Source organism: Solihabitans fulvus (assembly GCF_008386585.1).
GTDB lineage: Bacteria > Actinomycetota > Actinomycetes > Mycobacteriales > Pseudonocardiaceae > Solihabitans > Solihabitans fulvus.
This window is the reverse complement of sequence record NZ_VUOB01000316.1, coordinates 1-494: the sequence shown is the minus strand read 5'-3', so window position 1 is coordinate 494 and position 494 is coordinate 1. Positions and strand designations below refer to the sequence as shown.

The window sequence follows — 494 nt, the reverse complement described above, 5'->3', positions numbered from 1 at the left end:
CGTATGTAGGTATTTTAGTAGAAAATAGTATGAATAATTAGTCATAGCTAATTAAATGATACCTTAATTAATAATTTAGTATAGATATTCAGATCTGCAAATAATCAGATCAGTATTTCGTCGGTACATTGTAATTTATGATAATGACATAACAATATGTCAAGTCTATCTTTGTAATAAACGCTACTTTCAGTCGATTACCATATTTTTACATTTTTACATTCCCTATAGTTGAAACGTCTTTGATGTTTGTCGATGCCGGATTATACTAGGGTTATAGCAAAGTTACAATCCTTCAGTAATTGAAGACACGAGTGGATGAAGGGTTTCAGTATCATTTTTGAGATATTGAATTTTTACATCGAATGAAGGTGTTATGTGCCCATAAACCATATTAGACAAAACTCCGGGTTTAAAGGCTATTTCAGAAATTGCATGTGATGAAGAAGTTATGTACGAAGAAACTACAAGTACCAAAAGTTTGTTGTTGCCCG

Annotated in this window: 1 protein-coding gene; it reads right to left on the bottom strand. The window is 31.4% G+C overall.

The genetic code is table 11. The annotated features are described in order from the left end of the window. Positions 1-285: 285 nt before the first annotated feature. Positions 286-494 (bottom strand): hypothetical protein (locus F0L68_RS45945; protein WP_223199647.1); only part of this gene is annotated, 209 nt, incomplete at its 5' end.